Source organism: Brevundimonas sp. (assembly GCF_036963785.1).
In the GTDB taxonomy this organism is placed as follows: Bacteria; Pseudomonadota; Alphaproteobacteria; order Caulobacterales; family Caulobacteraceae; genus Brevundimonas.
On sequence record NZ_JBALUS010000004.1, the window covers coordinates 225651 to 248190 of the forward strand.

23 protein-coding genes are annotated in these 22540 nt (G+C 68.9%); 7 read left to right on the top strand and 16 right to left on the bottom strand.

The genetic code is table 11. The features are described from left to right. From V7672_RS11000 to chpT, 4 genes are all read right to left on the bottom strand, one after another. On the bottom strand, positions 1 to 1893 hold the full coding sequence (locus V7672_RS11000) for a M20/M25/M40 family metallo-hydrolase (protein WP_335624630.1): 1893 nt from the start codon (positions 1891 to 1893) through the stop codon (positions 1 to 3). 89 nt (positions 1894 to 1982) lie between these two features. Further along, positions 1983 to 2807 carry a CheR family methyltransferase gene (locus V7672_RS11005; protein ID WP_335624631.1) on the bottom strand — a complete coding sequence of 275 codons (825 nt, stop codon included), beginning with the start codon at positions 2805 to 2807 and terminating at the stop codon, positions 1983 to 1985. 34 nt (positions 2808 to 2841) lie between these two features. Further along, complete coding sequence (locus V7672_RS11010; protein WP_335624632.1) at positions 2842 to 3255, bottom strand: response regulator; 414 nt, start codon at positions 3253 to 3255, stop codon at positions 2842 to 2844. A gap of 50 nt (positions 3256 to 3305) precedes the next feature. Beyond that, the gene (chpT, locus tag V7672_RS11015) at positions 3306 to 4001 is read right to left on the bottom strand and encodes a histidine phosphotransferase ChpT (protein WP_335624633.1); all 696 of its coding nucleotides are present in this window, start codon (positions 3999 to 4001) and stop codon (positions 3306 to 3308) included. Positions 4002 to 4088: 87 nt separating this feature from the next. Here chpT and cysQ point away from each other — a divergent pair, with 87 nt between their 5' ends. After that, entirely contained in the window at positions 4089 to 4868 is a 780-nt protein-coding gene (gene cysQ, locus V7672_RS11020; protein ID WP_335624824.1) for a 3'(2'),5'-bisphosphate nucleotidase CysQ, read from the top strand. 2 nt (positions 4869 to 4870) lie between these two features. Here the strand turns inward: cysQ and V7672_RS11025 are convergent, their stop codons facing one another. Next, the gene (locus V7672_RS11025; protein WP_335624634.1) at positions 4871 to 6121 is read right to left on the bottom strand and encodes a hypothetical protein; all 1251 of its coding nucleotides are present in this window, start codon (positions 6119 to 6121) and stop codon (positions 4871 to 4873) included. A 106-nt stretch (positions 6122 to 6227) separates the two neighbouring features. Beyond that, a complete protein-coding gene (locus V7672_RS11030; protein WP_335624635.1) occupies positions 6228 to 6737 on the bottom strand; it encodes a YbjN domain-containing protein in 510 nt (169 codons plus the stop codon). A 187-nt stretch (positions 6738 to 6924) separates the two neighbouring features. Here V7672_RS11030 and V7672_RS11035 point away from each other — a divergent pair, with 187 nt between their 5' ends. Next, positions 6925 to 7458: a hypothetical protein gene (locus V7672_RS11035; RefSeq protein ID WP_335624636.1), complete on the top strand. Its 534-nt coding sequence runs from the start codon at positions 6925 to 6927 to the stop codon at positions 7456 to 7458. A 15-nt stretch (positions 7459 to 7473) separates the two neighbouring features. On the opposite strand, the gene V7672_RS11040 is transcribed toward V7672_RS11035, so the two are convergent. The 3 genes from V7672_RS11040 to V7672_RS11050 all read right to left on the bottom strand — a co-directional run bounded on the left by V7672_RS11040 (position 7474) and on the right by V7672_RS11050 (position 9996). Beyond that, positions 7474 to 9117, bottom strand: a complete 1644-nt coding sequence (locus V7672_RS11040; protein ID WP_335624637.1) for a peptide chain release factor 3 — start codon at positions 9115 to 9117, stop codon at positions 7474 to 7476. A 57-nt stretch (positions 9118 to 9174) separates the two neighbouring features. Continuing rightward, on the bottom strand, positions 9175 to 9555 hold the full coding sequence (locus V7672_RS11045; RefSeq protein WP_335624638.1) for a hypothetical protein: 381 nt from the start codon (positions 9553 to 9555) through the stop codon (positions 9175 to 9177). Positions 9556 to 9669: 114 nt separating this feature from the next. After that, on the bottom strand, positions 9670 to 9996 hold the full coding sequence (locus tag V7672_RS11050) for a DUF1491 family protein (RefSeq protein WP_286691694.1): 327 nt from the start codon (positions 9994 to 9996) through the stop codon (positions 9670 to 9672). Between the two features lie 56 nt (positions 9997 to 10052). Between V7672_RS11050 and V7672_RS11055 the strand changes: the two genes are divergently transcribed. Continuing rightward, positions 10053 to 10913 (top strand): hypothetical protein, encoded by an 861-nt coding sequence (locus V7672_RS11055; RefSeq protein WP_335624639.1) that lies wholly within the window; start codon positions 10053 to 10055, stop codon positions 10911 to 10913. Here V7672_RS11055 and V7672_RS11060 read toward each other — a convergent pair. Next, on the bottom strand, positions 10910 to 12625 hold the full coding sequence (locus tag V7672_RS11060) for a sensor histidine kinase (protein WP_335624640.1): 1716 nt from the start codon (positions 12623 to 12625) through the stop codon (positions 10910 to 10912). The genes V7672_RS11055 and V7672_RS11060 overlap by 4 nt on opposite strands. 207 nt (positions 12626 to 12832) lie before the next feature. On the opposite strand from V7672_RS11060, the gene V7672_RS11065 reads away from it, so the two are divergent. Next, positions 12833 to 13276, top strand: coding sequence for a SufE family protein (locus tag V7672_RS11065; protein WP_335624641.1), 444 nt, complete (start codon positions 12833 to 12835; stop codon positions 13274 to 13276). Positions 13277 to 13360: 84 nt separating this feature from the next. On the opposite strand, the gene V7672_RS11070 is transcribed toward V7672_RS11065, so the two are convergent. Both V7672_RS11070 and V7672_RS11075 read right to left on the bottom strand, forming a co-directional pair. Further along, the gene (locus tag V7672_RS11070) at positions 13361 to 14077 is read right to left on the bottom strand and encodes a DUF6456 domain-containing protein (protein WP_335624642.1); all 717 of its coding nucleotides are present in this window, start codon (positions 14075 to 14077) and stop codon (positions 13361 to 13363) included. After that, positions 14074 to 14430, bottom strand: coding sequence for a chromosomal replication initiator DnaA (locus tag V7672_RS11075; RefSeq protein WP_335624643.1), 357 nt, complete (start codon positions 14428 to 14430; stop codon positions 14074 to 14076). The genes V7672_RS11070 and V7672_RS11075 overlap by 4 nt, the downstream gene beginning before the upstream one ends. A 379-nt stretch (positions 14431 to 14809) precedes the next feature. On the opposite strand from V7672_RS11075, the gene ctrA reads away from it, so the two are divergent. After that, positions 14810 to 15517, top strand: a complete 708-nt coding sequence (gene ctrA / locus V7672_RS11080) for a response regulator transcription factor CtrA (RefSeq protein WP_335624644.1) — start codon at positions 14810 to 14812, stop codon at positions 15515 to 15517. Positions 15518 to 15594: 77 nt separating this feature from the next. Here ctrA and V7672_RS11085 read toward each other — a convergent pair whose 3' ends face one another. Continuing rightward, positions 15595 to 16035: a DUF2141 domain-containing protein gene (locus tag V7672_RS11085; RefSeq protein WP_335624645.1), complete on the bottom strand. Its 441-nt coding sequence runs from the start codon at positions 16033 to 16035 to the stop codon at positions 15595 to 15597. A 179-nt stretch (positions 16036 to 16214) separates the two neighbouring features. On the opposite strand from V7672_RS11085, the gene V7672_RS11090 reads away from it, so the two are divergent. Continuing rightward, positions 16215 to 18482 carry a glycoside hydrolase family 3 N-terminal domain-containing protein gene (locus V7672_RS11090; RefSeq protein ID WP_335624646.1) on the top strand — a complete coding sequence of 756 codons (2268 nt, stop codon included), beginning with the start codon at positions 16215 to 16217 and terminating at the stop codon, positions 18480 to 18482. Here V7672_RS11090 and V7672_RS11095 read toward each other — a convergent pair. The 3 genes from V7672_RS11095 to fliI are packed head-to-tail and all read right to left on the bottom strand — an operon-like array spanning position 18462 to position 21295. After that, the gene (locus V7672_RS11095) at positions 18462 to 19541 is read right to left on the bottom strand and encodes an endo-1,4-beta-xylanase (protein ID WP_335624647.1); all 1080 of its coding nucleotides are present in this window, start codon (positions 19539 to 19541) and stop codon (positions 18462 to 18464) included. The genes V7672_RS11090 and V7672_RS11095 overlap by 21 nt on opposite strands. Further along, positions 19534 to 19941: a flagellar export protein FliJ gene (locus tag V7672_RS11100; RefSeq protein ID WP_335624648.1), complete on the bottom strand. Its 408-nt coding sequence runs from the start codon at positions 19939 to 19941 to the stop codon at positions 19534 to 19536. The genes V7672_RS11095 and V7672_RS11100 overlap by 8 nt, the downstream gene beginning before the upstream one ends. A 4-nt stretch (positions 19942 to 19945) precedes the next feature. Further along, entirely contained in the window at positions 19946 to 21295 is a 1350-nt protein-coding gene (fliI, locus tag V7672_RS11105) for a flagellar protein export ATPase FliI (RefSeq protein ID WP_335624649.1), read from the bottom strand. Between the two features lie 197 nt (positions 21296 to 21492). Between fliI and cysK the strand changes: the two genes are divergently transcribed. After that, on the top strand, positions 21493 to 22482 hold the full coding sequence (cysK, locus tag V7672_RS11110) for a cysteine synthase A (protein ID WP_335624650.1): 990 nt from the start codon (positions 21493 to 21495) through the stop codon (positions 22480 to 22482). Positions 22483 to 22540: the final 58 nt, after the last annotated feature.

Genomic DNA, 22540 nt, shown 5'->3' on the forward strand with positions numbered 1-22540 from the left:
TCAGCCGGGCATAAACACCAGGGCCGAGGCCGAGACGGACACCGCCGCCACGATCAGCACCAGTCCGAGGATCCGCAGCCCCGACCACGGCCCGGCGCCCGGACTATTCGGCGTCATCAGCGCCAGCGGCGCCGCCAGGCTCAGCCACAGCAGGGCGATCAGGGCCAGGATTCCCGGCAGGTCCATGCCGATGCCCAGGAACACCGGATGGCCCATGGCCAGCAGCCAGCCGCCGACGATCACGGTCGCGACGACCGGGACCAGACCGATCCGGACCCGCGTCAGCTCGGGGTCGATCGCAGCGACAAAGGCGGCGACCGCGACCGCAACCAGACCGGGCCACAGCAGCAGGAAGGCCGCTTCCGGCAAAAGCGCCTGCGCCGCCGCGCCGAGCACCAGCACCAGCCCGACCAGCCCCAGCCAGCGCGGCCAGGGACTGGCGGCCGGCGGCGGGACCGGGATGGCGGCGACAAGGGCCAGTGCGGTCATGGCCGCGCTGACCGGATCCCAGCCGCCGATCAGCTGGACCAGCAGGCCAAGGACCGCGACGACGCCCATCCACCCCATGCGCAGCTGCCCGCTCGACCCTGCCAGAAACACCAGCGCCGCCCCGAACAAGGCCAGACCCGTCGCCACCTCCATCAGCGGCAGTCGCTCCAGCAGGGTGTAATAGACATCGGACGACTCGACCCGCCGCAGCATCGGCCCCGCCGCCAGCCGCACCGCCTGCGCCAGAACAAAGCCCCCGGCGAGAAAGGCGACGCCGTCGACCGCTCCGCGCAGCAGGCTGGCCAAAGCCGTGCGGCTGCGGAAGACGGCAAAGCCCAGCAGGCCCAACGACAGGATGACAATGCCCCAGCCCCAGGGCGCGGGCATGACGATCATCGCCCCGCCGAACGCATCGGCATAGACGCGGTCCGGTCCGGCCTCCGGCAGGGCGTCGGCGCGCAGCAGCCGGTCGGTGACCTCCAGCGCCTGCGACCCGATATGCTGCAGGCTGCCCTTGTCCAGCGCCTCGGGGGTCGAGGACGGGTTATGATACTGGTCGGCGCGCCCGATGAAGGCAAAGTTCAGCCCGGCGATTCCCCGGTCGCGCGGGATGGAAAAGTCCGTGTCGTTCGACATCATCCGGTAGATGGCCACGGCCAGCGAGTTGCTGGTCACCCCGCCGTCAATATCGGGGGCCGCTTCGGCCAGCAGGCCGACGGCACCGGCATTGCCGGGTCCGGTCTCGAACATCATGGCGCGCCCGCCGCCGCCGCGCGCCTCCAGATTGACGACAAAGCCGATGCGGGCCCGGTCGGGATAGTCGCCGAAGAACACCCGGGCGCCGTCCAGCCCCAGTTCCTCGGCATCGGTGATCAGCACGATCAGCGGACGCTCGGTCGGTCCGCGCGCCTGAATGGCCCGGACGGCTTCGAGGACGGCGGCGACGCCGGTCGCGTCATCGGCCGCCCCGGGCGAGCCGGGCACGCTGTCATAATGGGCCATCAGCACCACGGGGGCCGCAGCCGGATCGCGCCCCGGCAGGTGTCCGACCAGATTGCGCACGCGGTATCCGGCGGCCTCGGGCGACAGCTCCCACCGCTCCATCCGCCGGATCGAACCGGGCGACAGGGGGCCCTCCATGACCACCGGGTCCAGGCCTAGCGCCTGCATCCGCCCCATCAGATAGGCGCGGGCCTCGGCGTGCTCGGGGCTGCCCAGCGGGCGGGGCGCCCGGGCCAGTCGCTCGACGTCGACCATGGCGCGTCCGGCCGAGAAGACGCGCGCCTCGGCGTCTGCGGCGCGCGGCGCGGGCGTGCGGGTCAGCAGGGCGGCCAGACCCAGTCCCAGCAGCAAGGACACGAGCAGCAGAAGTCCCAGTGCCGGACGCCCCTTGAGGCGCCGCACGCGTGGGCTTGGACCGGTTGTCGACATTGTCACCCCCTTACCGACCATGGCCCGACCCTAACCCAGCCGTCCGCGGTGCGTAAGGCGGGTCAGGCGGCGCGTTGCAGGAAGGTCGGGGATTTGACGTGCAGGCCACGGCGGCCGCTGACCGGCCGGAAGGCAAGGCTGTCGCCGTTCAGGCTTTCGTCCGCCCCAAGGAACAGACAGCCGTCATCGACCAGCCGCCGCTCCAGACCTTCCAGCACCAAGGCCCGGGCGGCAGGCTCCATGTCGGTCAGGACATGGCGGCAGAAGATGACGTCGAAACGGTCCGCTCCCGGTTCTGTCGCGCTCAGGTCGACCAGATTGGCCCGTTCGAACCGCACGACCCGCTTCAACGGATCGGCCGCCGTCCACAGCTCACCCTGCGGCTGGAACCAGCGCACCATGGTGGCGGCCGACAGGCCCCGCTGGATCTCGAAGCCGGTATAGGCGCCCTGATGGGCCTTCTCGAGGGCGATGCGGTTCAGGTCGCTGCCCAGAACCTCGACGTCCAGCTTCAGATCCAGCGCCGCCATGGCCAGCGACCAGGCTTCCTGACCGGTCGAACACCCGGCGGACCAGATCTTGAGGGTGCGCCCGGGGCGTGCCTGCGACAGGGCCGGCAGCAGTTCCTCGGTCATCGTGCGGAAGGTCGCGCGGTCGCGGCGGAACCAGGTCTCGCCGTTCAGCAGGGACTCGATGATCTCCCACGCCAGACTGGCGACAGGCTTGCTCCACAGGGCGGCCAGCATGACGTCGACACTGTCGAAGCCCGCGCGGCGCGCGACCGGGCCCAGCCGGTGCTCGGCCAGATTCAGCCGATCCCGCCGAAGCCGGTTTCCTGTGCGCGTCGCGACCAGGGCCTGCAGTCTGTCAAAGTCTTCGGGGCTCATGGCGTGGCCTGGTGGAGGTCGAGGGTCGGCATCGTCAGACGGCGCCGACCTCGGCGAATTTGGCGTGAAGGATCTCTCCGTCGAAGGGCTTCATCACATAGTCATCGGCCCCGGCAGCGAGGGCCTCGGTAATCCGGTCGACGGCCGTCTCGATGGTGCAGAACAACACCTTCGGCCGATCCCCGTCAGGCATGGCGCGCAGGCGCCGCAGGAAAGTCAGTCCGTCCATGACCGGCATGTTCCAGTCCAGCAGGATGACGTCGGGCATGGCGCCCGTGCAAAAGGTCAAGGCCTCGGCCCCGTCCGCCGCCTCGTCGACGTCGAAGCCGAAGGCCTCGACGATGCGCCGCGACACCTTGCGAATGATGCGGCTGTCATCGACGATCAGACAAAGTCTGGAGCTCAAGGTCGAATTCCGTTCGGGTGCAGGGGGCCTCGGGGTCTCCATGATCGCAAGCAGCCGGTTAACGAGGCGTTGGGAAGGGCTGTTAAGACATCTTAACCGTTCGTGGACAGGGGCAGGCGCGCGACCAGCTCGACCCGGTTTTCGTCCGTCGACACCTGCAGTGTCCCGCCCTGGCCGCGCACCGAGCGCCACAGCCAGTGCGGCTGGATCCACTGGCCCGGCAGGCCGTCCGTCAGCGCTGCGCCCGACAGGCCCTGAACGGCTTCAGGCTTGAGGCGGGCCCGGGGCCCCTCCGAGAGGGTCGTCAGGATCAGATGCCCGTCTGCGTGCTGGGCGCTGAGCGTCGCGGTGCCGCCGGTCGGCAGGGCGCCGACGGCGACATAGGCCAGATTGACGAGGATGCGGGCATGCGGCTTGGCATAGTCACCGCCGGGCACCTGCCAGTCGATGGACGCCCGCCCGCCGGCCAGCAGGTCGGTGACCGTGGTCTTCAGCTCGTCACTGGAGAAATTCTGGTTCGAGGTCGCGGCGCCATAGGCCACGCGGGCATAGCGGACCAGGGCGACCATCTTGGCCGCGCTTTGCTGCATCAGGTCCAGCGCGTCGGCGTGCATATCGGCCGAGTCCGGGTCGGTCATCAGGTCCAGCGCCGAGCTCATGGCCCCGGCCGGGCTGATGAAATCGTGGCACAGCTTGGCGACGATCTGGGTGGCCAGTTCGGTCTCGTCGTGATCGGTGGTCGCCCCCGTCGCGTCGTCGGATTGTGGGGCAAAGGCTTGAGACATCATGGGCGGCAGGACTCCGGCAACAGCGTGCGACAAGGCTGACCTGATTTGCGGGTTCGGGAAACCGCCGGGATCGTCTATCAGGCCGGGATGCACGATTCCCTGACGTCTGACTTCGACAGCGGCCAGCTTGTCGAAACCCTCGCCGACCTTGCCGAGGCGGCCTCTGCGGTCATCCTGCCTTACTGGCGGGCGGGTGCCGAGGTCATCACCAAGGCCGACGACAGCCCCGTCACCCTGGCCGACCGTGAGGCCGAGGCGCTGATCCTGCAAAGGCTGGCGGCGCTCTATCCTGCCGTGTCCGCCGTGGCCGAGGAAGCCTGCGAGGCGGACGGACGGCCGGGCGAGGCTGCCGACTGTTTCTGGCTGATCGATCCGCTGGACGGGACCAAGGGGTTCGTTCGGGGCGGCGAGAGCTTCAGCGTCAACATCGCCCTGGTCAACCAGGGGCGGGTTGTGGCGGGCGTCGTTTCGGCTCCGGCGACCGGCCTGACCTGGGCAGGCGATGCGTCCGGCGCGCGCCGTCGTCGCTTTGGCGAGGCCTGGCAGCCGATCCGGGTCCGCGACCGGCCGGATCAGGCCCTCGCCCTGCTGAGCCACAGCCTGAAGGACGACGAGGCCGACAAGCTGGCCGCCCGCTATGGCTGCGGCATCTGGACCGGCATGGATTCGTCGCTGAAATTCTGCCTGATCGCCGAGGGGCGGTTCGACGTCTATCCGCGCACCGGCCCGACCTCGGAATGGGATACGGCAGCCGGGCAGGCCGTACTCGAGGCCGCCGGCGGTCGCGTCATGGACATGGACGGCGGCCCGCTGGGCTATGGCAAGCCCGGCTTCATGAACGGCCCGTTCGTGGCCATGGGCGGCTAAGGCTAGTCCTTTACCTGACGCAACAGGTGATCGGCCCGGTCGGCGATCAGGTCCGCGCCCTCGTCGCGCGCCGCGGCCGCTGCCTCGACCAGCACCAGTCGGACGGGTCCGGCGGGCTTGTCCAGCAGGCGCGCCTTGGACAGGGCAATACGGGCGAGGCCGATCTGGTCGACGGCCCAGGCCACGGGGCGCGGGCGATCCAGGGCAAGGCGGGATCGTAGCCGGGCTGCCAGCCGGTCGAGGGCCAAGATGTCCCCCTGACTTTCAGCTCTCATGACGCCGGCCTCGACCACCGCATCGGCCAGGGCCAGCCCCGGCACGGTCCGGGATCGGGTCAAGGCACCCACGACATCCGATGGCGCCCCCTCGACGAGACAAGCCGCGCCGGGCAGGGCGGCGGACCGCGCGAGGATGACGGCGGCCCAGTCCATCGGGCTGTGGTCGGGTGTGAACTGGTCACAGGCGGCATCGAACAGGGCGCGTCCCTGCTCCAGCGCGTCGGCATTGTCGGCCAGCGCGGCCAGCGCCGACAGGCCCGCACCGCACAGGGCCAGGGCACGGGCCCGGGTCAGGGGACGGCGCTCGGCCGGGCAGGTGTCGACCAGATCGCGCAGTTCTCGCCCGGCCTGATCCAGCAGACGCGCGTCGCGCCGCTCGATCCCGAAGGTCAGGGTCAGGGCGGCCCGGTCCAGTTTCAGCGTGTCCAGCAGCAGGCCGGGTCGGCGCGACAGCTCGTGGATGGCCTGATCCAGAAAGGCCATGGCCTGCAGACTGTCGCCGCCCGGCGAACCGACCTGCCGCGACCGGATCCGGGCATGCAGGGCAGTCAACCGAACCCGGAGCAGGGGGCGGGTGGCATGATCCTTCAGGCCGTCGATCAGGCTCAGTGCGCGGCTTAGCGAGTCCGGCCCCCCATACAGGTCAAAGCTCAGCACCATGGTCTCGGCCAGCGCCATGACGGCCTCGGCCCGCTCGTCATTGCTGCGGGCGGCCTTGCGACCATCCAGCGCCGTCAGGCGCGCGTGCTGCAGGCTGTCGGCGGCACCGGACCGGCGAGTGTGCTCGCGCCACAGGGCCGAGGCCAGCAGCCAGGCCTGAACCGGGCGCTGACAGGTGGCCCGACCGGCGTCGACCGTCTGGCGCCGGGCCTCACCCCGCAGCACCTCGACGTCCACGACTTCCAGCCAGCCGAGCTCCTGATCGGCCTGATGACCGTCAAAAAGCCGCCTGAGATCTCGCCCGAACTCAAACATGGGCCACGCTCCGATCGTCCCGACGCGGGACGTTTCGCCCGCCGCAGACCCTGTCGAAGCAAACGCGGTGCCGCCCGTCCGGTTCGCACCGGTCGGCGCCCCCGAGTCAGAGGCCCAGCGCCTCGACCATCTGTTCGACCAGAACGTCAGAGACATTCAGGAACTCGTTCAGCTCGCGCGAGACATGTTCCCGCGTCACGCCGCCATCGGTGATGACGTAGCGCTCGATGGCAATGGCGTCGGCGTACACGATCACCTTGGCGATGCTGTATCGACCGTTGAAGTCATTCGCCAGTTCCTCGAGCGTCGGGCGTTGTTCAGGGGAATAGCTCCAGCTGGCCATGATCGACAGGCCGAGACATCCCTCGGGCAGCCCCTCCGCGTCGCAGACCCGCTGCTCGACCGTCATCTTGAACCCACCCTCGACGGTGATGTTGAAGATGCCGGGCTCGGTCTGCTTCAGCTCGTCATAGCCCTCGGCGGCCAGAATGCCCTGAAGGTCGGCGTGGGTGAGGGCGAAAAAGACCTCTTCCGTGCCCCGGCGGCTCTGCGCCTCGGCCGGAACGGCCATCCCCAGACTGACGGCGGCAAGCATGGCGGCAATGACAAAACGCATGATGATCCCTCTCCCTTGATCTGTCCCCAGCTTAAGCAAAATGAGCCGGGTCTGACCAGATGACGAAGGCTGACGGCCTCAGCCCCCTCTTTCACCGGAATGTCCGATTAACCCTGAAAACTTGCGCCGAGTGAACGGATCGCTGCGAGTGTCAGGCTCCCCTTTGATATCCATCGGCGGCCCCGAAATGTTCGACAGAGATGCCTTCAACAGGGGTCGCGCGCTTCGCCAGACCTATCGCTCGGACAGTCAGTGGACCGGGTTCCTCGGCGTCGTGGGAGCCGTGTTCGCGGTGTCAATCATCGCGCAGCTGGCCGCGTCCCCGTCCTGGGTCTGGCCCGGCATGGCGGCGCTGTATCCGAGGTTTATGGCCAGCTGCGTGCCGGACGGCCAGCAGGCCGGCATGATGATTTCGAGAAGTCTGGCGGCCCTCTCCGTGACGGGGGGCGTCATCTACTACCTCACCAGAATATGGCGCGCCGGTGCCGCACAAATCCCCGCCCGGGCAGGGATCGGCAAGCGCCCGGCCTACACCTTTGTCGCCTTTCTGTTCCTGGCGATCTTTGCGTTCGCCCTGCCGGAAAATCACCGGGGGGTTGCTCTTGGCTGCGATGACGCGCTTCGCGACCCGCTGTTTTTCTGGCTGATGGCTCTCGCGGCAATCGCGGTCGCCGCAGGCTGCCAACTCTTCACCAACGCCCTTCACATCCGCCCGCGCTAGCGGACGCCAAAGACGTCAGCCCCGTTCCTTGGTCTTCAGGAAGCGGACCTTGGGGAAGCGCTCGCCGACATAGCCGGTTTCCCAGCTGGTCTTGGCCAGGAAGACCGGGTCGGAATCGAGGTCGCCGGCCATCTGGGGGCGGTATTTGCTCATGAAGTCCTCGACATCGGCCCTGGTCGCACCCTCGGCCGGGGCAATCCAGCGGGCCTCGGCATAGGGGGAGGGCTCGAAGATCACGTCCAGGCCGTATTCCTCGCCCAGCCGGTCGGCCATCACCTCGAACTGCAGCTGGCCGACGGCGCCGACGATGAAGTCCGCGCCGATCTCGGGCCGGAACAGCTGGGTGACACCTTCCTCGGCCAGGCCGTCCAGCGCCTTCTTCAGGTGCTTGGCCTTGAGCGGATCCTTGACCCGCACGCGCTGCAGGATTTCAGGCGCGAAGTTCGGCAGGCCGGCAAAGCGGACCAGGCCGGTTTCAGACAGGCTGTCGCCGACCCGCAGCACACCGTGGTTGGGAATGCCCATGACGTCGCCGGCGTGGGCCTCCTCGGCCAGTTCCCGGTCGGAGGCGAAGAACATGATGGGCGCATTGACCGACAGCGACTTGCCGGTGTTCTGCACCTTCAGCTTCATGCCGCGTTTGAAGCTGCCCGAGGCCATGCGGAACATGGCGATCCGGTCGCGGTGGTTGGGGTCCATATTGGCCTGGACCTTGAAGACGAAGCCGGTCACCTGATCCTCGCCCGGCTCGATGGTGATGTCCTCCGGCGCCGGGGCATTGCGGGTCTCTGGAGGGGCTTCCCTCCGCGCCTTCATGACCTTGGGCGAGGGGGCCCAGTCGCCGATCGCCTGCAGCAGGGCCTCGATCCCGAAGTGACGCAGGGCCGAGCCCCACAGCACCGGGGTCATATGGCCTTCCAGGAAGGCGTTGACGTCAAACGTCGGATAGCCCTCGCGGACCAGATCGAGGGCGTCCTGCAGACTGGCCTGTTCGCCCTCTTCGAAAAAGGCCCCGGCCTGATCCAGCGGCAGGGCCTCGGGGTGATCGGGCTCGTCGGCGGCGCCGGGGGCCTTGCGGGCATAGGGCTGGAAGGTGCCGGTGGCGACCTCGACCATGCCGCGCAGGCGGTTGCCGCTTTCGGCCGGCCACCAGATCGGCGCCGGGTCCAGCTGCAGTCGGCTGGCGATCTCGTCCAGCAGGGCCATCGGGTCCTGGGCCTCGCGGTCCAGCTTGTTGATGAAGGTGATGATCGGGATGTCGCGCAGGCGGCAGACCTCGAACAGCTTCAGCGTCTGCGGCTCGATGCCCTTGGCGGCATCCAGCACCATGATGGCGCAGTCGGCGGCGGTCAGGGTGCGATAGGTGTCTTCCGAGAAGTCCTCGTGGCCCGGCGTGTCCAGCAGGTTGAAGCGCTTGCCGTCATGCTCGAACGTCATGACCGAGGCCGAGACGGAGATGCCACGCTCCTTCTCGATCTTCATCCAGTCCGAGCGGGTCCGCCGGTTTTCGCCGCGCGCCCGCACGGCCCCGGCCGCACGAATGGCCCCGCCCGCCAGCAGGATATGCTCGGTCAGGGTGGTCTTGCCCGCATCGGGGTGGGCGATGATGGCGAAGGTCCGGCGGCGGGACGCTTCCTGGGCGAGAGAGGCTTGCGACATGGCGCGGGGGGTTAGCCTGTCCCGTCCGCGAAGTCACGCCGCGAACCGTTTACAGCCTCAGGCGGCGAGGCGGCCCCAGACGGCGCGGTCGACAGCCACGGCATCGGGCTTCCCGTGGTCCGAGCGGGCGTGCAGTTGGGCCAGAACCTCGTCCGGCAGGGCGCAGAACTGCGGCTCGACCAGTGTCGGATCGCATCCGGCAGAGGGGGCAGCGAACAGGGCGGCGGTGATGTCCGGGCCCCGGGCGTGGATCAGCCAGGCCAGGCGCCGGGCGCGGGCCGGGTCGTTGCGATGCAGCAGCGGGTCTTCGGCAAACAGTTCGCAACCCAGTTCCAGCAGATAGTCAAAGCCCAGCTTCTCGAACCGGCGCGCGTCGGCGGGCGTGACCGGCGAGGCCTCGTCCAGATCGAAGACAACGTCGTTGAGAAGAAACAGCATAAGCACACCCACCATCACCGGGGTCATGATCGCCCCGTTGTGATCACCCTAGCGGGCAGCGTTTGAGGTTCCGTTCCCGAACGCGGTTAAGCATTTACGACCAGACGCGCGGCGTCAGGTGACCTTTTCCGTGAGGAAGTGGCGGCCCTCGCGGTCCTCGATCTCGACCACCCAGAGGTCGCTGTCGAAGCGCGCCTGCCGCTCTATATAGGCGTCGACCTCGGTCTCGACCTCGGTGTCGAGGGGGCGCATCCACAGGCGGTCGCCGTCAGGGCCGGTGGCCTCGGAATAGAGGCGGGCGGTGCGGTTGGCGCTGTCATAGATCTTGACCAGCACGGCGCCGGCGCGGGCATCGCCATGGCGGGCGACGGTGGCGAAGGCCCCGCCCAGCTGGGCCCGTCGGATCAGGGCCCCGACCCAGACATCGGTGGCGAGAAGCAATTCGATAACCCTGCTTTGAAACCCGGCTGGAAGGTCTGAGCCTTAGGCTGCCCCTCATGTCGAGGAAAGCACAGATTGGTCGGGCGGGGTCTGCCATGGCCATGGCGGCGGCGCTGCTGACGGCCGCGGGCCCTGTGGTGGCCGGGGGATCCGTGCCCTTCTATGAGCGCAGCTTTGTGCTGGCGGCGCATGAGCGGTGCGGCCTGTTCTCCGACGAGCTGGGCGCGGCCCTGACGGTGTCGACGCGGCAGGCGCGCAGCGCGGCGCTGAGGGCCGGAACCGAGACGACCGAGGTCAATGCCACGGCCCGACGGGCCCAGGCCCGCGCTGCCGAAGTGCCGTGCGACGATCCGGAACTGGCCCAGGTCGCGGACCGGGTCGAGACCGCCTTTGACGGCTGGCGCCGCATTCCCTCGCTGAGCTTTCCAGGGCTGGCGCAGCCGTGGCTGGCCGACCGCCGGGCCTATTCGCAGGAGACCTGGGCCCTCAGCCAGACCTCGCAGACCGGGGCCTCGCCGGTGCGGTTCGGCCAGACCTCGGCCGAAGGCGAGATGAAGGTCGTCGTGTCGTTTGTCGGGGCCCCCCGCCCCTATGCCGCCCGGGTCGTCATGCGGGACGCCGGCGTGCTGGCCCGACCCTGGCTGGGCCGGGCCGGAGCCCTGCCGCCCGCGCCCTCGCGCCGGGCGGTGATGGCCATGTCCCAGGCGCCGGCGACGCGTATGCTGCTGGCGGCTGACCGTAGCGCGGGCGAGGTCTGGTCCTTCCCCGCCAGCCTGGGCACCCAGCTGGAGGGGCTGGACCCCCGCGAAGGCTTCTGGGTCGAGTTTCTGTTCCGCGACGGCAGTGTCGCGCGGGCGGCCTTCGAGGTCGGCGACGTCTCGGCCGGCCGGGCCTTTCTGCAGATGGGCCCGCTCTAGCTGTCGGACGTCTGGCTGGCGGCCGGGGCGAAGGCGATGATCTCGGCCCCCGGATGTTCGCCCGTCTCGACCTGATGCTTGTGTACCGGCAGGCGCACGGTCACGGCCGTGCCCTCGCCCAGGGTGCTCTCGATCGACAGCCGACCCCCGTGCAGCTCGCTGAGCGCGCGTGCCAGCGACAGGCCCAGACCGGTGCCCTGGGCCCGCTGTTCCTCGCCGCCCGCCTGTTCGAAGGGCTTGCCGAGACGCTTGAGGTCTTCGGGCGCGATGCCGGTGCCGGTGTCCGAGACGATCATCTCCAGATAGGGACCGATGCCGTCGACCGTGACCGTGACCGAGCCGTGGGCCGGCGTGAACTTGACCGCATTGGACAGCAGGTTGAGCGCGATCTGCTTGAGGGCGCGGCGGTCGGCCTCGACCATCACCGGGTCGGACGGCAGGACGGCCGACAGGTTGACGCCCGTTTCATCGGCCCGGGTCCGCACAAGGGCCATGGCGTCGGACAACACCTCGCGCGCGTCGAACCGTTCCATGCTGAGCTGATAGCGCTCGGCCTCGATCTTGGAGACGTCGAGCACGTCGTTAATCAGGTCCAGCAGATGCTCGCCCGCCGAATGGATCGACTGGGCGTAGTCGGCGTAGCGGGCCGGCAGGGGGCCGAACAGGCTCTGGCGCATGATGTCGGCAAAGCCCAGCACGGCATTCAGCGGGGTCCGCAGTTCGTGGCTCATGGTCGCGAGGAAGCGCGACTTGGAGCGGCTGGTGGCCTCGGCCTCGGCGCGGGCGGTGTCGAGGGCGACCTCGCGGACGTAGGCATCGGTGGCGTCAAAGGCCTGGGCGATCAGGCGCAGATCGCCGTCCGGGCTGTCCATGCGGCGCACCAGAAGGGCGATGCGGCGATCGAGGGCCTTGCGCGGCGTGAAGCGGATCTGGGCCTCGCCGCCTGCGCCGGCCCGCTGCAGGGCGGCCATCAGCGTCTGGCGGTCGGGCGCGTGGACGGCGGCCATCAGCCCCTCGTCCAGCAAGGGCGCCACGGGCAGGGGCTGGGGCGGGACGCCATAGGCCGCCAGCACCCGGCCGGTGCCGTCCAGCACCAGGGTCAGGCCCGGCTGGGCCGACAGGACGGTCTCGACCCGGGCCACAGAGGCGAGCGCCTCGCCCAGCTCACGCTCGCGCAGACGCCAGGCCAGTTGCAGGGCGACGGCGGTCGCACCCGCCGCCGACAGGGCCGAGAAGGCCGCAGTAAAGGGCAGGGCGGCGGATGTGTCACCCATCAGGGCCGCGTCCATGCCGATAAGGGCCGACAAGGCCGAGGCTGCGGTCCCGAGCAGGGCCAGCTTCAGCCCTCCGGGCCGCCCGCTGCCCAGCAATATGCCCGCCGCGACCGGCATCAGCAGATACCCCGACAGGCTGCCCCCCACGCCACCGGACAGGAGGGCGGTCACCGCTGCGGCCAGCGACCAGATGCCGAGCACGCCAAGCCGGGCCCGGGCGCCGTCGCGCCACAGCAGGGTCAGACCGGCCAGACCCGGCACCGCCATGGCCAGCATGCCGAAGAAGACGGGACCGCTCAGCCCCGGTCCCGGCTCGATCACGCGCAGGCCCAGCGCCGCCAAGGCGGTCACCACCGCCCAGGCCGCGTGCGAGGCGGTCAGGGCGGGCAGATCACCCAGCGGGCGATCGGGCCGGAAAGGACGGGGAGCGAGGGGCAAGGAGGATCTGACGAGGTAAACGGGGCGGCTGCCACAGGCTGGCGCTCCCAGCCTACCGGGCGGGGCGATTCCCTGCGAGGCCGCTCCCGTCTCAGGGGATTGCTGGCCGGGGGCGCTCGGTCGAAAGTTGGGGAACGACAGGCCATTAACGATTAACGCCGGCCGTGTCGCATTGCCCTTGCCGGTCCGCATACCTATTCGAAGGGCATGGCCGAGACGCACACCCCCCCCACCGAGACCCTCGACGAGGCGCTGGCCGAGTTGCAGGACTCGTTCGACCTGCTGGGGGACTGGGAGGAGCGGCTGGCCTATGTGATCGAGCTGGGTCAGGGGCTGGCGCCGCTGCCCGATGCCGACCGGGTCGAGGCCAATCTGGTGCCGGGCTGCGCGTCCCGGGTCTGGCTGGCGGTCGAGGACGGCGGCGAGCGGCTGTGGTTCCATGCGGACTCCGACAGTGCCATCTCCAAGGGCAATATCGCCCTGCTGCTGGGCCTCTATTCCGGGCGGACGCGGGACGAGATCCTCGGCTTTGACGCCCGGGCGGCGCTCGACTCGCTGGGCCTGCCGCAGGCCCTGACCCGCCAGAGGGCCAATGGCCTGAACCAGATGGTCGGCCGCATCCGCGAGGCGGCGCTGACGCCCGCCGGTTGAACTTGGGTCTTGGCGGCGGCCAATTTGGACCCTGAAAAATACCGTCTGAACCGTCTGAGCCGTCTGAAATCGGGACCATGGGGATCACCCGGTTCCATAGTGTTCGGCGAGCGCCTGCAGGGCGTGTTTGAGGACGGTCTTGCCTTGGCGGCGGCGCAGGCCCAGCTGGCCCTCGGCGGCCTGGAGGGCCGAGCTGCGGATGCAGACGGCCTCGAGCATGGGGGCGAGGCGGGGCCCGGCGGCCTGAAGCGCGCGGGCGACCCGGCGACCGGCAGCGAGGGCCGCGTCGCCCGGCTCGACCCGGGCGGCGGTGCCGGCGCCCGAGCGGGGCAGGGCGTCCCACCTCTGGGTAAGCGAAGGGCCTTTCATGGCCAGTTCGGCATCGCGGGTCAGGCGCAGGCCGGCGGCGACCTCCGTCGGGGTCAGCCAGGGACGCCCGGCGGCATCCTTGCGCCGCGCCAGCCAGGCGATGGCGCTGTCGCCCAGATTGACCCGCACCGGCAGGGAGGCTCCGTCGGGCAGGGTGCGGGTCTCGATAGCGTCGATCCGGCCGGGGGCACCGCCGGAGGAGCCCTCGCGGTTGGCCCCTGCGGCCCGGCGCGCTTGAAAGCCGCCGCCCTTCCGCACCGCAAGGCCCGGGTCACGGGCGAGGACGGCGAACTCGCCCTCGTCCAGCCGCAGGACCACCCGGGCGCGGCGATCGGGCAGGATGCGCAGGGCATAGACGCCCGGCGTGGTGGCCTCGATCCATCCACCCTTGTCGAGCAGCAGGCGCCGGGCGCGATCCGTGCGCACGGTCATCGCGGCAGGACCACGGGCGCGTCGCCCAGCAGGGTCCGGGTGAAGTCTTCCAGCCTGTCGAGCAGGGCATCAAGGGCCGGGCGGTCGCGCGCATCCTCGGCCCAGCGACAGGCCCCGGCCACCGTGGCGCGGTTGACGCCGTAGGCATGGCCGACCCGCTCCAGCGGCCAGCCATAGGCGACATGGGCGAGATAGAAGGCCAGCCAGCGGGCGCGGCAGGCCGGGGGCGGCAGGCGATCGGTGCCAGCCATCTGCTCGGCGCTGATACCGGTGCATGCGGCAACAAGGTGTAGCGCCAGGCCCGCACGGATGCGGTCGGCTTCGGTAACGGGAACGCGGTAGGTCCGGCTCATGGCCCTTAATCCTTTCTCTCAGAGGGGCAGACCGGAAGGATGAGGCCATGACCGGTCGAGATAGGAATTAATACCTGTTAAACGTCAAAACCGGTCGTATCTTCCCATGACGCGGCGATGTGGGCGGTGGGGGTAAGGCGAGCTGGTGCGTCCGGGCTGTCCATGCCGGCCCCTGTCAGCGGGGATTCCAGCCGCTGGCGGTCAGAAATATCGCCGTCTTGACTCACGGACTCTCGACGGCGATTCGCAAATCAGCCTACGATTCGCCTCAATGGGGTGACGTTAACTGTTCTTAAGGTTTTGGACCGTTAACGTCGGAACAAGGTTACCTGTGCGTGCAGCGACAGGATCAGAGTCAAGCTTTGCCGGAGGGGCATCCATGCGAGTCCTGTTGATTGAAGACGATCACGCCACAGCCCAGAGCATTGAGCTTATGCTCAAGTCTGAGGGGTTCAATGTCTACACCACCGATCTGGGTGAGGAAGGCATCGATCTGGGCAAGATCTATGACTACGATCTGATCCTGCTGGACCTGAACCTGCCCGACATGAACGGCATTGAGGTGCTGCGTCAGCTGCGCGTCGGCAAGGTCAATACGCCGGTGATGATCCTGTCGGGGACCAGCGAAATCGAGACCAAGGTCAAGACGTTCGGCGGCGGCGCCGACGACTATATGACCAAGCCCTTCCACAAGGACGAACTGGTCGCCCGCGTGCACGCCGTGGTGCGTCGCTCCAAGGGTCATGCCCAGGCCATCATCCACACCGGCGAGATCGCCGTGAACCTGGACGCCAAGACGGTCGAGGTCGACGGTCACCGCGTGCACCTGACCGGCAAGGAATACCAGATGCTGGAGCTGCTCTCGCTCCGCAAGGGTACGACCCTGACCAAGGAAATGTTCCTGAACCACCTGTACGGCGGCATGGACGAGCCCGAGCTGAAGATCATCGACGTCTTCATCTGCAAGCTGCGCAAGAAGCTGGCGACGGCGGCGAACGGCAAACACTATATCGAAACCGTCTGGGGCCGTGGCTATGTGCTGCGCGACCCGCAGGAAAGCACCGGCTCGGTCAGCGCCGCAGCCTGATTTCCGATCAGATCCATTGAAAAGGCCCGCTCCGGGATGCCGGGGCGGGCCTTTCTGTTTCGGCGGGCCGGATTGGCTCAGAAATAGGTCATCGACTCGGTCAGGGTGACGTCCTCGGAGCCGACGGTGAACTTCAGCAGGCTGAACGCCGGCGGGCCCATGAGCGGGGCGCCGCCGCTGGAGAAGGCAAAGCCCTCGCTCGGCATGCCCGAGGGCGCCATGTCGAACTCGCCGTTGTCGTTGGCGTCATGCATGACCATCAGGGCGTAGTCGCCGGGAGCGACATTCTCGAACGTCAGGGTCAGGGTGCCGGGCGAGTCGACGGCGACGCGAGCGGAATATTCGCCCTGGCCGCGCATGAAGGTGGACTCGGTCGACAGGCTGGCGAGCGCGTGGCCGCCGCGATCCTGGACGCCGGTCAGGGTGACGACGACATCGGCGGACTGGGCCAGGGACAAGGCCGGCAGGGCCAGGGCTCCGACGGCAAGGGTGGTGGCGAGGGCGAGGGATTTCAACATGAGGATCTCCGAGGCGAGTGGGTATAAAAAGGACTTTATATCACAAAGTAGATGGTGGCAAGAGGGGTGGGCACGGCCGCAGAATACGCTTTTCCCCAAGGCGTCTGGCCCGGACGGTTTGAGTGTGCGACCGTCTCGGCTATGACGGTGTAACCGATTACACGCGAGACCCCTGACTGATGTCTTCCCCTGCGCCCAAACCGTCCGAAGCCCGCCTGTCCGGTGAGGTGAACCGGCCTGACGGGGCGGGAGGCGCGACGACGGTGGCCGAACGGATCGAGGCGCTGATCGCCGCCATGACGCTGGAGGAAAAGGCCGGGCAGCTGACCATCATGCCGGCAGCGCTGGCCCCCGCCCCGGCCAATGCCGCCAATCCGGCCGCGGTCCCCGGCTCGATCGAGGAACAGGCCCAGGCCGTGCGCGACGGGCGACTGGGCGCCGTGTTCAACGGAGACTCGGCCGACTGGCACCGGCGCATGCAGACGGTGGCGGTCGAGGAGTCGCGGCTGGGTATTCCGCTGTTGTTCGCCGCCGATGTGATCCACGGGTTCCGCACCATCTTTCCGGTGCCGCTGGCCGAGGCGGCAGCCTTTGACGCAGATCTGGCCAAGCGGACGGCGCGCGCTGCGGCGGAAGAGGCCACGGCTGTGGGTCTGGCCTGGAATTTCGCGCCCATGGTCGACATCTCCCGCGACGCCCGCTGGGGTCGGGGGGTCGAGGGTGGCGGCGAGGATGTGCTGCTGGGCTGCACCCTGGCGGTCGCGCGGGTCGAGGGCTTCCAGGGCGAGGCCGGTCTGTCCGACGTCGGCGCCATGCTGGCGACGCCCAAGCATCTGGCGGGCTATGGCGGCGGGGCCGGGGGGCTGGACTACAACAGCGTCGATGTGTCCGAGCGGACCCTGCGCGAGATCCACTTCCCGCCGTTCCAGGCCGCGTTCGACGCCGGGGCCCTGTCGACCATGGCGGCCTTCAATGACGTGGCGGGCGTGCCGGCTCACGCCAACCCGTGGCTGATGAAGGATGTGCTGCGCGGCGAATGGGGCTTCGAGGGATTTGTCGTCTCGGACTACACCGGCGACTTCGAGCTGATCGCCCACGGCCTGGCTGAGGATGAGCGGGATGCGGCGCGGCTGGCCTTTACGGGCGGCGTCGACATGAGCATGAGCAGCAACCTCTATGCCCATCACCTGCCCGATCTGGTGCGGTCGGGGGCGATTGCCGAGGCCGACGTCGATGTGTCGGTGCGGCGGGTGCTGGGGTTGAAGGCGGCGCTGGGCCTGTTCGACGATCCTTATGGGCGGCTGGCGCCAGAGCGGGTCGAGGCCAACGACGAGCCGCCTCATCGCGCCTTGGCGCGTGAGGCCGGACGCAAGTCGATCGTCCTGCTGAAGAATGAGGGCGGGGTGCTGCCGCTCAGGCGCTCGGACAGGATCGCCCTGATCGGGCCGTTCGCCGAGGGTCGCGAGCATCTGAACGGGCCGTGGGTGCTGTTCGGCGACCCGGCCTATGCGGTGCCGGTCGATGAGGGCTTCCGCGCGGCGATGGACGACCCCGCGAACCTGACGGTCGTGCGGGGGTCTGAGGCCGAGGGGCCGCTGGACGGCGGGATCGAGGCGGCGGTCGAGGCGGCGCGTGCGGCGGATGTCGTGGTGATGGTGGTCGGCGAGGGCGAGCGCATGTCGGGCGAGGCCCAGTCGCGCATCGACGTCTGCATCCCCGCGCCGCAGCGCGAACTGATCGCGGCGGTGATGGCGGTCGGCAAGCCGGTGGTGCTGGTGCTGAAATGCGGCCGGGCCTTGGTGCTGGACGAGACCGCGAAAGCAGCGCCGGGCCTGGTGGTCGGCTGGTTCCTGGGGGTCGAGACGGGCCATGCGCTCGCGGATGTGCTGTTCGGGGCGCATGAGCCGAGCGGTCGCCTGCCGATCAGCTTTCCCCACCACACGGGCCAGTCGCCGTTCCACTATGACCGCAAGGTCACGGGCCGGCCGCCGCTGTCGCTGGAGCACGGCGAGGAGTTCAAGGCGCGCTACCGCGAGACGCTGAACACGGCGGCCTGGCCGTTCGGGCACGGCCTGACCTATGGCGACCCCGTCTATGAGGGGCTGGATGTGGGCGACGGTACGCTGGCCTGGGATGGGGAGCTTGAGATCGCGGCCACGATCACCAACCGGGGCGAGCGCGTGGCCGAGGAACTGGCCCAGCTCTACATCCACGACCGCGCGGCCAGTGTGACCCGGCCGATCCGGCAGCTGAAGGGCTTCCAGCGCGTGCGGCTGGAGCCCGGCCAGAGCGCGCGCGTGCGGTTCACCCTGACGCGGCGCGATCTGGTGTTCATCGGTCGGGACCATCTGTGGACGGTCGAGCCGGGGCGGTTCAGCGTCTGGATCGGCCCGAACGCCGAGAGCGGACTGGAAGGCACGTTCGAGCTACTGGCCGACGCGCGCTGATCCAAGAGGTCCGGCCACCGCGTCATAGAGGGGCGTCGCCATCCCTGAAGCATCGAACAGCAGCGGGCTGTCGCGGCCGTCGTCGCGTTCATCACGCCGGAGCCAGCTGTCGGTGTCGCGCGCGCCCCAGACGGTGAAGGCGTATTGCCGGGCCGGGGGCAGGGCCATAAAGGCCTCGGCCAGTTCGGTGACGCGGGCGGTCTGCCGGGCCTGACGCTCGGCGGGGCTGCGCAGGTCGACACGCCGGTCGGATCGCAGCGAGGCATCCAGCTCCGACACATGGACGGCCAACCCGAAGCCGGCGGCCTCGCGCATGAAGGCGGTGATCTGGCCCTCGGGGATGTCGATATCGAGGTGCGACTGACTGCCGATGCCGCCCAGCGGGGTGCCGGCCTTCAGCAGCGTCTCGACCAGTCCGAGGAAGGTCGCGCCCTTTCGCGGCAGGTTTTCCAGATTGTAGTCGTTGAGGAACAGGATCGCGTCGGGATCGGCCTCATGGGCGATGTCGAAGGCCCGGCGGATGTGGTCGATTTCGCCCAGGGTTTCGGACCAGTGGTGGGTGCGCAGGCCGTCGCCGTCCTCGGCCACCGCCTCATTGACCACGTCCCAGCCGACGGCGCGGCCCCGGTAGCGCGCGGTGACCTCGCGGACATAGCGGTCGTAGTCGGCAGCAAAGGTCTTGCGGTCCAGCCCGGCAAAGGGTTCGTCCCCTTGCGAATACCAGACCAGGGCGTGGCCATGCAGCCGCAGGCCGTTGTCGGTGGCGAAGTCGGCGCAGCGGTCGGCGAGGGCGAAGTCGAGGCTGCGGTCCGGCCGCAGGATCGCCTCCATCTTCATTTCCCACTCGGGCGTGAACTGGGAGAAATGGGTCAGCACCACCCGGCGCCAGCCGGCGTCGTCGAACTGGCCCGACATGCCGCATACGCCGACAGGGACGGTCGTCAGATCCTTGAGCGGGCGCACGGGGCCAAGCGGCGGGGTCGAGGGCGCACTGCCGCAAGCCGCCAGCGCGAGGGGGCTGGCCAGCAGATGCCGGCGGGTCAGTCGAAAATCAGGCACGCCGCCTGAGGCCAAGGGCGTCGAAGGCTGCGGATTCGCGACGCTCGGCAGCAGCGAGCCGTTCCAGACGGGACACTTCGGCGACGTGTTCGAACTTCTTGAGCTCCTCGAAGGCGCCGGTCAGGGCGTCGCGGGCGCCCTCTTCCTCGGCCTCGAGCTCGCCGAGGTCTGCCTCGACTGTGGATTTGCGGTGCTTCCAGCCGTTCAGATAGGCCTGCAGCAGCATGCCGGCCTCGGCATCGGCCCGGGCGCGTTCGCGCTCGATCTCGACCTCGGCATCCAGCACCGCCAGCCGCATTTCAGCGGAGGCCCGCCGCGAGCCGATCTCGGCCAGACGTTTCTGCAGGGTCTCGACCTCATAGGTCGAAATGCGGATCAGGGACCGGGCCCAGGTGGTCATGGCTTCACTCCACTCGCTCTGCGAGACCTTGGTTCAGAATGCTTTCCAGATGACTAAAGGCGGTGGCCATGTCGCAGATGTCGTCGGGGGTTTGCGACAGGAAGCCTTCCAACGCCGGGTTGAGGGCGATGGCGCGGTCGGTGATCGGGTCGGCCCCGGCGCGATAGGCGCCGATCTTGATCAGCTCTTCCATGTTGGCATAGGCGCTGAGGCACTGGCGGGCGCGCTTGTTCAACTCGCGCTCGGGCACGGTTTGACAGCCGGGCAGGGTCCGGCTCACGGATTTCAGCACGTCGATGGCGGGGAAACGGCCGCGCTCGGCGATCTTGCGGTCCATGACGATGTGGCCGTCCAGTATCCCGCGCACGGCGTCGGCGATCGGTTCATCATGGTCGCCGCCGTCCACCAGCACGGTGAACAGGGCGGTGATGGCCCCGGTCGGGCGGCCGTCGGATCGCACGGGTCCGGGGCCGGCGCGTTCCAGCAGCTTGGGCAGTTCGGAAAAGACGGTGGGCGTATAGCCCTTGGTGGTCGGCGGCTCGCCGGCGGCCAGGCCGATCTCGCGCTGGGCCATGGCAAAGCGGGTGACCGAGTCCATCAGACACAGGACCTGCTGGCCCTGGTCGCGGAGGTATTCGGCGCAGGCCAGCGTCATATAGGCGGCCTGACGGCGGGTCAGGGCCGGCTCGTCCGAGGTGGCGACCACGACGATGGCGCGGGCCAGACCCTCGGGTCCCAGGGTTTCCTCGATGAACTCGCGGACCTCGCGGCCCCGCTCGCCGATCAGGCCGACGACGACGGCGTCGCACTCGGCCCGGCGAGCCAGCATGGACAGCAGCACCGACTTGCCGACGCCGGAGCCGGCGAAAATGCCCATCCGTTGACCGCGACAGGTGGTGGCAAAGACGTCCAGCGCGCGCACGCCGGTGTCGAGGCGCTCGCCCACCCGGCCGCGGGTGTGGGCCGGGGGCGGGGCGGCCCGCAGGGGATAGGCCCGGGGGCCCGAGGGCAGGGGGCCCTTGCCGTCGATGGGTTCGCCGAAGGCATTGACGATCCGGCCCAGCCAGGCGGCGGTGGGGCGCACCACACTGGCCGACTCGACGATGCGGATATCGGCGCCGGGGGCCACGCCCTCGACCGGGCCAAACGGCATCAGCAGGGCCTTGGCCTCACGAAAGCCGACCACTTCGGCGGGCAGGGGCGGGCGGCCGTGGCGGTCGATCTCGGCCCGGGCCCCGACCGACAGGCGCGACAGGCCGCCGCGTGACTCGATCAGCAGGCCACTCACCCCCGCGACCTTGCCGGTAACGACAAGGGGATCGACGGCTTGGACGGCGGCGACGAGAGAATGCAAGGAAAGCCCCGGAAACTGCCTCTCAGGGATCGGTTAACGTGGTTAACAGCCGCTTAAGCGACACGCGGATGGTTCACCGAACACTGTGCCATGAGTCGCAGAAATGCCGATCACACGGCTTTCTGCAGGCCTGACCCTTGCGCGGGCGCGGATCGACCTGATGTTCAGGGGCTGACAGCCACCCGGAGACCTCCCCCATGACCGGTACCCCGCCTGCTTCGCCCGACCTGTCCCGCCACGCCCGCGCAGGGCGTGGCAAGATCTATGGATCGATCCTGGAGACCATTGGTGACACACCGCTGGTTGAGCTACCGCGCCTGTCGGCCGAGCTGAAGCCGAAAGCCCGGGTGCTGGCCAAACTGGAGTTCTTCAACCCGCTGAGCTCGGTCAAGGACCGGATCGGCCTGGCCATGATCGAGGGGCTGGAACAGGCCGGCAAGCTGACGCCGGACTCCGTCCTGATCGAGCCGACCAGTGGCAATACGGGCATCGCCCTGGCGTTTGTCGCGGCGGCCAAGGGCTACCGGCTGATGCTGGTCATGCCCGAGAGCATGTCGATGGAGCGGCGCAAGATGCTGGCCCTGCTGGGGGCGGAGCTGGTGCTGACGCCCGCCGACAAGGGCATGAAGGGCGCAATCGCCAAGGCGCAGGAGCTGCTGGACAGCACGCCGGGGGCGGTGTCGCCGGGACAGTTCGACAATCCGGCCAATCCCGAAATCCATCGCGTCTCGACCGCCGAGGAAATCTGGGCCGACACGGCCGGGGCGGTCGATATGGTCATTGCCGGCGTCGGCACGGGCGGCACCATCACGGGCGTCGGCCAGGTGCTGAAGGCGAAGAAGCCCTCGGTGCGGATGGTGGCGGTCGAGCCGACCGACTCGCCTGTCCTGTCGGGTGGTGAGCCCGGGCCGCACAAGATCCAGGGCATCGGCGCGGGCTTCATCCCCTCGATCGTCGACCGCGACGTCATTGATGCGGTCGAGCGGGTGTCGAACGACGAAGCCTTCGAGATGGCCCGCCGCGCCGCCCGGCTGGAAGGCCTGACCGGAGGCATCAGCTCGGGCGCCGCCCTGATCGCTGCCTTCCGTCAGGCGGCGCTGGACGAAAATGCCGGCAAGACCATCGTCACCATCATCCCCAGCTTTGCCGAACGCTATCTGTCGACGGCATTGTTCGAGGGGCTTTAGGGCTCAGTGTGAGGACACGGCCCCCGGGCCCGGGCTTACCGTGCTCTTGACCGGCGGT

Coding starts and splice junctions, on each gene's coding strand:
- ctrA (WP_335624644.1), top strand. CDS start 14,810: ATGCGAGTCCTGTTGATTGAAGACGATCACGCCACAGCCCAGAGCATT.
- cysQ (WP_335624824.1), top strand. CDS start 4,089: ATGCACGATTCCCTGACGTCTGACTTCGACAGCGGCCAGCTTGTCGAA.
- V7672_RS11010 (WP_335624632.1), bottom strand. CDS start 3,255: ATGGAGACCCCGAGGCCCCCTGCACCCGAACGGAATTCGACCTTGAGC.
- V7672_RS11040 (WP_335624637.1), bottom strand. CDS start 9,117: ATGTCGCAAGCCTCTCTCGCCCAGGAAGCGTCCCGCCGCCGGACCTTC.
- V7672_RS11065 (WP_335624641.1), top strand. CDS start 12,833: ATGGCCGAGACGCACACCCCCCCCACCGAGACCCTCGACGAGGCGCTG.
- V7672_RS11070 (WP_335624642.1), bottom strand. CDS start 14,077: ATGACCGTGCGCACGGATCGCGCCCGGCGCCTGCTGCTCGACAAGGGT.
- V7672_RS11030 (WP_335624635.1), bottom strand. CDS start 6,737: ATGCGTTTTGTCATTGCCGCCATGCTTGCCGCCGTCAGTCTGGGGATG.
- V7672_RS11005 (WP_335624631.1), bottom strand. CDS start 2,807: ATGAGCCCCGAAGACTTTGACAGACTGCAGGCCCTGGTCGCGACGCGC.
- cysK (WP_335624650.1), top strand. CDS start 21,493: ATGACCGGTACCCCGCCTGCTTCGCCCGACCTGTCCCGCCACGCCCGC.
- chpT (WP_335624633.1), bottom strand. CDS start 4,001: ATGATGTCTCAAGCCTTTGCCCCACAATCCGACGACGCGACGGGGGCG.
- V7672_RS11025 (WP_335624634.1), bottom strand. CDS start 6,121: ATGTTTGAGTTCGGGCGAGATCTCAGGCGGCTTTTTGACGGTCATCAG.
- V7672_RS11045 (WP_335624638.1), bottom strand. CDS start 9,555: ATGCTGTTTCTTCTCAACGACGTTGTCTTCGATCTGGACGAGGCCTCG.
- V7672_RS11085 (WP_335624645.1), bottom strand. CDS start 16,035: ATGTTGAAATCCCTCGCCCTCGCCACCACCCTTGCCGTCGGAGCCCTG.
- V7672_RS11090 (WP_335624646.1), top strand. CDS start 16,215: ATGTCTTCCCCTGCGCCCAAACCGTCCGAAGCCCGCCTGTCCGGTGAG.
- V7672_RS11075 (WP_335624643.1), bottom strand. CDS start 14,430: ATGAGCCGGACCTACCGCGTTCCCGTTACCGAAGCCGACCGCATCCGT.
- V7672_RS11055 (WP_335624639.1), top strand. CDS start 10,053: ATGTCGAGGAAAGCACAGATTGGTCGGGCGGGGTCTGCCATGGCCATG.
- V7672_RS11035 (WP_335624636.1), top strand. CDS start 6,925: ATGTTCGACAGAGATGCCTTCAACAGGGGTCGCGCGCTTCGCCAGACC.
- V7672_RS11100 (WP_335624648.1), bottom strand. CDS start 19,941: ATGACCACCTGGGCCCGGTCCCTGATCCGCATTTCGACCTATGAGGTC.